The following is a 7,634-nucleotide window of genomic DNA, read 5'->3' as shown; positions in this document are numbered from 1 at the left end:
GAACCGGTCGCGCAGCTCCCGGTAGAGCGGCTCGTCGGTGACCAGCTGCTTCTCAAGCCTGACGGGCTTCGCGGGGCACGGCGGGCCCCACCCCAACCCCGCACGGCCAGGCCCCGCACGGCCAGGCCCGGAACGGCCAGGCCCGGAACGGCCAGGCCCGGAACGGCATGGTCAGGCCACGACCCGCGCCGGGTCGAGGCCCGGCGGGCGATCAGCTCGCCGACGAGGTACGCACCAGCGTGCGGATCTGCCGCAGCAGCACGGAGAGCGCCGCGAGATCGGCCCGCGACTCGTCGAACTCGCCCATCGCCTTGCGCGCCCGCGTCACCGACGTCGCGTTCGACTGCTCCCACTCCTGCACCCGCTCGTCCGGCGGGCGCGAGTCGGCGGTCGAGCCGAGCACCTCGGCGGTCAGCGCGGCGAGCGCGGCGTACAGGTCGTAGCGCAGCGCCATCCGGGCCAGGGTCTGCCAGCGGTCCTCCCGCGGCAGCAGCGAGATCTTCGACAGCAGCGAGTCGACCCGGAACCGGTCGGAGAGGACGAAGTAGACCGAGGCGACCTCCTGCACGTCGCGCCCGGTGCGGGTCGCCGTCTCCACCACGTCCAGCAGGCCGAAGCTGTACATCAGCCGGGTCGCCTGCCGCGCCAGTTCCCGTGGCAGGCCGCGGCCCTCCAGCATGTCGACGTGCGCCTCCAGCGCCTGCCGTTCGGCGCCGTAGAAGAGCCGCTCCAACTCGGGCAGGAGCCGGGAGACGCCGTCGCGCAGCCGCGCGATCTCCCCGGGTACGTCGATCGGGGAACGCCGGTTGGTGACCAGCCAGCGTACCGCCCGGTCGAGCAGTCGCCGGGTGTCCAGGTAGACGGAGGTCTGCACCTCGGTCGGCACCTTGTTGTCGAGCGCCTCGATCGCGCCCCAGATATCGCCCAGTCCGAAGACGTCGCGGACCACCACGTACGCCCGGATCACGTCGGCCGGGCTCGCCGCGGTCTCCTCCACCACCCGGTAGATGAACGAGATGCCGCCCCGGTTGATCGCCTCGTTGACCAGGACCGTGGTCACGATGTCCCGGCGCAGCCGGTGACCGGCCATCCGCTCGGCGTACCGCTCGCGCAGCGGGGTCGGGAAGTAGCCGGCCAGCACCTCGGAGGTCCACTCCTCGTCGGCGATCCCGTCGGCCAGGATCTCCCGCTCCAGCGAGATCTTGACGTACGCGAGCAGCACCGCGAACTCGGGCGCGGTGAGCCCGGACTCGGTCCGTACCGCCAACTCCTCGTCCGGCGGCAGCGCCTCCAGCTCGCGGTTGAGCTGCCCGGAGCGCTCCAGGTCGCAGATCATCCGTCGGTGCACCGGCAGCAGCGACGCGGCCTGCGCCTGCGCGTTGCCGATCGCCCGCGCCTGGTCGTAGTTGTCCCGCAGGACCAGCTCGGCCACCTCGTCGGTCATCTCGGCCAGCAGCTCGTCGCGCTGCTGCGGGGTGAGTTCGCCGTCGGAGACCGCGCCGCCGAGCAGGATCTTGATGTTCACCTCGTGGTCGGAGGTGTCCACGCCGGCCGCGTTGTCGATGAAGTCGGTGTAGATCCGGCCGCCCTGGAGGGCGTACTCGATCCGGCCCACCTGGGTGAAGCCGAGGTTGCCGCCCTCGCCCACCACCCGGGCCCGCAGCGCCCGGCCGTCGATACGGATCGCGTCGTTGGACTTGTCCCCCACCTCGGCGTTGGACTCGCTGGAAGCCTTCACGTACGTGCCGATGCCGCCGTTCCAGAACAGGTCCACGGGCGCGGTCAGGATCGCCCGCATCAGCTCCTGTGGGGACAGCGTCTCCACGCCCTCGTCGAGGCCGAGCACCCGCCGTACCTCGGGCGAGATCGGGATCGACTTCGCCGTACGCGGGTAGACCCCGCCGCCCGCGGAGATCAGCGACTCGTCGTAGTCCGCCCACGACGAACGCTCCATGTCGAACAGCCGGCGGCGCTCGGCGAACGAGCGGGCCGGGTCCGGGTCCGGATCGAGGAAGATGTGCCGGTGGTCGAAGGCGGCGACCAGTTTGATGTGTTCGGAGAGCAACATCCCGTTTCCGAAGACGTCGCCGGACATGTCGCCGACGCCGGTCACGGTGAAGTCCTCGCTCTGGATGTCCATCCCGAGGTCGCGGAAGTGCCGCTTGACCGACTCCCAGGCGCCGCGCGCCGTGATGCCCATCTTCTTGTGGTCGTAGCCGGCGGAGCCGCCCGAGGCGAACGCGTCGCCGAGCCAGAAGCCGTGCGAGTTCGAGATCTCGTTTGCGATGTCGGAGAAGCTCGCCGTGCCCTTGTCGGCCGCGACCACCAGGTACGGGTCGTCGGCGTCGTGCCGGACCACCTCGCGCGGGGGCACCACCTGCCCGCCGACCAGGTTGTCGGTGACGTCGAGCAGCGCCGAGATGAACTCCTTGTAGCAGCTCACGGCCTCGTCGCGGTCGCCCGGCTTCTGCTTGAGCACGAAGCCGCCCTTGGCTCCCACCGGCACGATCACGGCGTTCTTCACCATCTGCGCCTTGACCAGGCCGAGCACCTCGGTACGGAAGTCCTCCCGCCGGTCCGACCAGCGCAGGCCGCCGCGGGCCACCGGGCCGAAGCGCAGGTGCACGCCCTCGAATCGGGGCGAATACACGAATATCTCGTACTTCGGTCGGGGCGCCGGCAGGTCCGGCACCGCCTGGGGGTCCAGCTTGAACGCCACGTACGGCTTGGGCCGTCCGTCGGTACGGCGCTGGTAGAAGCTGGTCCGCAGGGTGGCCTGGATCAGCGTCAGGTACGAGCGCAGGATGCGGTCCTGGTCCAGGCTGGCCACGTCGTCCAGCTGCTGCCCGATGCTGGTGACCAGCTCCTTGCTGCGCAGCTGGCGCTCCTCGGTGCTGATCTGCAAGGTCGGCGAGAACCGCACCTCGAAGAGTTCGACCAGCAGCGAGGCGATGTTCGGGTACGCGATGAAGGTGGACTCCATGTACTCCTGGGAGAAGATCGTGCCCGCCTGGCGCAGGTACTTCGCGTACGCGCGGAGCACCACCACCTGCCGCCAGGTCAGCCCGCCCCGCAGCACCAGCTCGTTGAAACCGTCCACCTCGGCCTCGCCGCGCCACGTCGCCGAGAAGGCGTTCTCCACGTGCGGCCGGACCTCGGACAGCTCCCGCGCCCCGTCGGGCAGCTGCAACCCGAAGTCGTACAGGTAGATCCGCCCGTCGATCCGGTCCACCTCGTACGGGTGCTCGTCCACCACGCGCACGCCGAGGGAGTGCAGCACCGGCAGGACGGCCGAGAGGACCATCGGCTCGCCGTACCGGTAGACCTTGAACCGCACATCCAACCCGTCGTCCGGCCGCGCGTGGGTGTGCCCGTTCGCGCCGGTACGGGGCGGGTAGTGCTTACGGAACATGTGCATCTCGAGCTGGCCCGGCTCTTCGAGCAGCTCCAGCTTGGCGAGGTCCTTCATCGCCTCGTACGGGGTGTGGCCGTCCTTGTAGCCCTCCGGGAACGCGTCGGCGTACCGGTGGAACAGGTGCTTGGCCTGCTCGTCGCCGAGCTTGCGCTCCAGCACCAGCCGGTAGTCGTCGTCCCAGAGCCGGGTCGCGTCGGCCAGCTCCTCGGCCAGCACGTCGGCGTCGATCTCGCCGGGCGGGTTGCCCGGATCCGTACGCACGATGAAGTGCACCCGGGCCAGCATGGACTCCGTCACCCGGGTGGTGTAGTCGACCCCCACGCCGTTCAGCTCGCGCAGCAGGATCTCCTGCATCCGCAGCCGGTTCTGCGTGGTGAAGCGGTCCCGGGGCAGGTAGACCAGGCAGGAGATGAACCGCCCGTAGCCGTCGCGGCGCAGGAAGAGGCGCAGCTGGCGGCGGCCGGCCATGCGCAGCACGCCGATGACCGCATGGTAGAGGTCGTCCGTTTTGATCTGGAACAACTCGTCGCGCGGGTAGGTCTCCAGGATCTGGAGCAGCTCCTTGCCGGAGTGGCTGCGCGGGCTGAGCCCCGAACGCTCCAGCACCTCGGCGACCTTGCGCCGGACCACCGGCAGCTCGCGCACGCTGGTGCGGTAGGCCGAGGTGGAGAAGAGGCCGAGGAAGCGGCGTTCGCCCACCACCTCGCCGGCCTCGTTGAAGATCTTGAAGCCGATGTAGTCCAGGTAGGCCGACCGGTGCACGGTGGCGCGCGAGTTCGCCTTGGTGATGAAGAGCAGCCGCTTCTCCATCACCTTGTGGTACGCCTCGGGCGTCATCGAGGAGAGGACCCGGGCCTGGGTGGAGTCGCGGCGCAGGATGCCCAGGCCGGTGCCGAGGACGGCCTCCAGCGCCTTGTCGCTCCCGTCGACGCCGCTGGTGTCGCCGGTGTCGACCAGCCGGTACTCGCGGTAGCCGAGGAACGTAAAATGATCATGGGCCAGCCAGCGGAGCAGTTCCACCGAGTCGGTGATGTCCTTCTCGGGCACCGGCGGCCGGGTGTCGGAGGTACGCGTGGCGGCGAGTTCGTCGGCGAGCGAGAGCGCCCGCTGGCGCATCTTCGGCCAGTCCTCGACCGCCTCCCGCACGTCGGTGAGGACCCGTTGCAGCTCGGTGCGGAGCTTGTCGCGCGCGTCCGCGTCGCGGATCGGATCGATCTCTATCCGCATCCAGGATTCGATCACGTCGCCGTCGATCGCGTCGTCCGGCTCCACGTCCGCGGCCACCTCGGCGAGGCGGCCCAGCGGCTCGCGGCGGACCACGACCAGCGGGTGCACCAGCAGGTGCACGTCGAGGTGGTGCTGGGTCAGCAGCGCGGTGACCGAATCCACCAAAAAGGGCATATCGTCGGTTACTATCTCAATGACGGTATGCTGCTGCTCGGGCTCCGGCTCGTGGATACGCAGCTTCAGTTCGCCCGGTACGCGCTGTTTGGCCAGGTCACGGTGCTCGCGGGCGGCGGCCAGCATCTCCTCGGCCGTGAACCCGATCAGCTCCTCGTCCGGCGCGAACCGCCAGAACCGGTCCACCAGCGTGGCGGCGTCGTGGTCGTCGCCGGCCAGCGCGACCGCTTGGGCCACCAGCCGCTCGGCGTTCGGCACCGGCTCGTCCAGGTCGGCGTCCTCGACGTCGTCCGCCAGCGCCTCCGGCGGCAGACCCATGTCGTACAGGGTGTCGACGCTGGCCCCTGTTACGCCCGTGGCTCCTGTGTGGTAGGGGGTGCCGATGTCGTCATCGGTCGCCGTGTCGAAGTCGTCGTCCCCGCCGGCGTAAGCCCGCCGGACGTCGGGTTCCGGTTTGATCGCCGGACGCCGGTCCATCGGTGCACTCCCCTCGACCCACCCCATCGTGGGTCCGTCTCCGCTCCGCTCATGATGCCCTACGGGTGAAGTTCCTCCTCGGCGGACCATCGGCCGGACCTTCGGCCGACCCCGACTCCCTACCTGCGGCCCGCCGCGGATACGGGACAGACCCGGCCCTGAGTACCCCGACTCATCCCTTCTTCACACCCGCACGGGATCTTGTTTGCGGCCCTGGCCTGCGGCTGCCCGCGTCCGGGGTGACACGGGGCAGTACCGTCGGGGGGCATTTCGCGCCCGTACGGGCGATCAGCGGAAGGTGAACACATGCGCACTCGGTACCCGTCCCGTCACGCTGGACGCCGGCCGCACCACCGGTACGCGTCCGCCCTGGCGTGTCTCGCCCTGGCCGCCGGCGCGCTCGCCGGCTGCTCGGACGGGGACAGTCCGGAGAGCGCCGTCGATGCCTTCCTCGCCGGCTGGCCGACCGGCAAACTGGATCAGCTGGGTTTCGTCAACCCCGCCGGGGAGAAGATCGCCGCCACCGAGGTGGCCGAGCAGATCAAGCAACTCTCGGGCGAACTCGGCCGGACGCCGCCGAAGCTGCGACGTAACGGCGAGGTAAAGGTGATCAAGAACACCGGTACCGCCACCGCCAACGTGGACTGGACGCTCCCCGGCGACGTCCACTGGAGCTACCCCGTAACCATGCGGCTCAGCGTCGGTCCCGACGACGCCTGGCGGATCATCTGGGAACCGAGCGTGGTGCAGCCGCAGCTCACCTCGGGCGACAAGCTGGTCCTGCAGCGGTCGCCGGCGCAGCGGGCCGGCATCCTCGACGGCGCCGGGCAGCCGATCGTGGCCGCGCGCAAGGTCGTCGTGGTCGGCGTGCAGCCCGGCGAGGTCACCGACGTACCCGGCCTGGTCAAGGCGCTGGACACCGGCTTCAAGGCGATCCGCCCGGCGCTGAACCCGCCGATCGACCTGAGCGATCTCCCCGACCGGCTCAGGACGGCGGACCCGGGGGCGTTCGTCGACGTGGTGACCCTGCGGGATGAGGCGTACCAGCAGATCAAGCCGCGCATCTACGACCTGCCCGGGACCAAGTTCCGCCCGGAGACCCGGGACCTGGCGCCCACCCGGGAGTTCGCCCGCGCCCTGCTCGGCTCGGTGGACCCCGCGCAGAAGGACGACCTGGACGCCAACCCCGACCTCTACACCGCACAGGACCTGATCGGCCACGGTGGCCTCCAGGGCCGGTACGACAAGCAACTGCGCGGTACCCCCGGGACCAACGTGGTCATCGCCCGCAAGGGGCCGGAGGGCAACGTCGAGCCCACCTCCACCGTGGTGTTCCGCCAGGAACCCAAGCCCGGCACCCCGCTGCGGACCAGTCTCGACGTACGGGTCCAGACCGCCGCCGACGCCGCGCTCGCCCCCGAGCGGCGACGCAGCGCGCTGGTGGCGATCCGGATCAGCGACGGCGCGGTCCTGGCCGCCGCCAACGGGCCCGGCGCGGCGGCCGAGAACCTCGCCTTCACCGCCCAGGTGCCGCCCGGCTCCACCTTCAAGATGGTCAGCGCCTTCGGCCTGCTCGACGCCGGCGCGGTCGGCCTGGACACCCCGGTGGCCTGTCCGAAGACCTTCACCGCCGACGGCCGCTCGTTCAAGAACTCGGACAACTTCGAGCTCGGCACCGTGCCGTTCCGAACGGACTTCGCCAAGTCCTGCAACACCGCGTTCGCCTCGCTGGCGCCCAAGCTCGGCGCCGACGGGCTGGCCAACGCCGGACGCAGCCTCGGCCTGGAGGGTCAGTGGAACCTGGGCGCCGAGGCCTTCACCGGCAAGGTCTCCACCGGCGGCTCCGCCGCCGAGCGGGCCGCCGCCGCCTTCGGGCAGGGCACCACCGTGGTGAGCCCGCTGGCCATGGCGGGCGCCACCGCCGCCGTGGCCCGGGGTCAGTGGCAGCAGCCGAAGCTGATCCTCGACCCGTCCCCCGGCGAGCCGGCGAAGGCCGGGCCGCAGCTCAAGCCGGGCTCGGTCGAGCCGCTGCGCACCATGATGCGCGAGGTGGTCACGCAGGGTACGGCCACCGCGCTGCGGGACGTGCCGGGACCGCCGGTGCAGGGCAAGACCGGCACCGCCGAGTACGACAACGACCCGGCCCACACCCACGCGTGGTTCGTCGGGTGGCAGGGCGACGTCGCCTTCGCGGTCTTCGTCGAGCAGGGCGGGTCGAGCACGGCCAGCGCGGTACCGATCGCCGAGCGCTTCCTGCGCGGGCTGGGCACCCGCTGACCCCGGGGCTGGGCACCCGCTGACCCCGGGGCTGGGCACCCGCTGACCCCGGGGCTGGGCGCCC

General features: G+C 70.8%; 2 protein-coding genes. One reads left to right on the top strand and one right to left on the bottom strand.

Annotated elements, in window-relative coordinates; all coding sequences use genetic code 11:
• Positions 1-211 precede the first annotated feature (211 nt).
• Entirely contained in the window at positions 212-5,293 is a 5,082-nt protein-coding gene (locus AB0J86_RS36130; RefSeq protein ID WP_363862442.1) for an NAD-glutamate dehydrogenase, read from the bottom strand.
• Between the two features lie 306 nt (positions 5,294-5,599).
• Between AB0J86_RS36130 and AB0J86_RS36125 the strand changes: the two genes are divergently transcribed.
• Positions 5,600-7,570: a penicillin-binding transpeptidase domain-containing protein gene (locus AB0J86_RS36125; protein ID WP_363862439.1), complete on the top strand. Its 1,971-nt coding sequence runs from the start codon at positions 5,600-5,602 to the stop codon at positions 7,568-7,570.
• Positions 7,571-7,634: the final 64 nt, after the last annotated feature.

This window comes from Micromonospora sp. NPDC049559 (assembly GCF_040676675.1).
In the GTDB taxonomy this organism is placed as follows: Bacteria; Actinomycetota; Actinomycetes; order Mycobacteriales; family Micromonosporaceae; genus JBFAPK01.
Note: the sequence above shows the minus strand (reverse complement) of the source record. Positions and strands in the feature narration are given on the sequence as shown.

Excerpts from the sequence above, each read along its gene's own strand:
- AB0J86_RS36130 (WP_363862442.1), bottom strand. The coding sequence starts at position 5,293 with ATGGACCGGCGTCCGGCGATCAAACCGGAACCCGACGTCCGGCGGGCT.
- AB0J86_RS36125 (WP_363862439.1), top strand. The coding sequence starts at position 5,600 with ATGCGCACTCGGTACCCGTCCCGTCACGCTGGACGCCGGCCGCACCAC.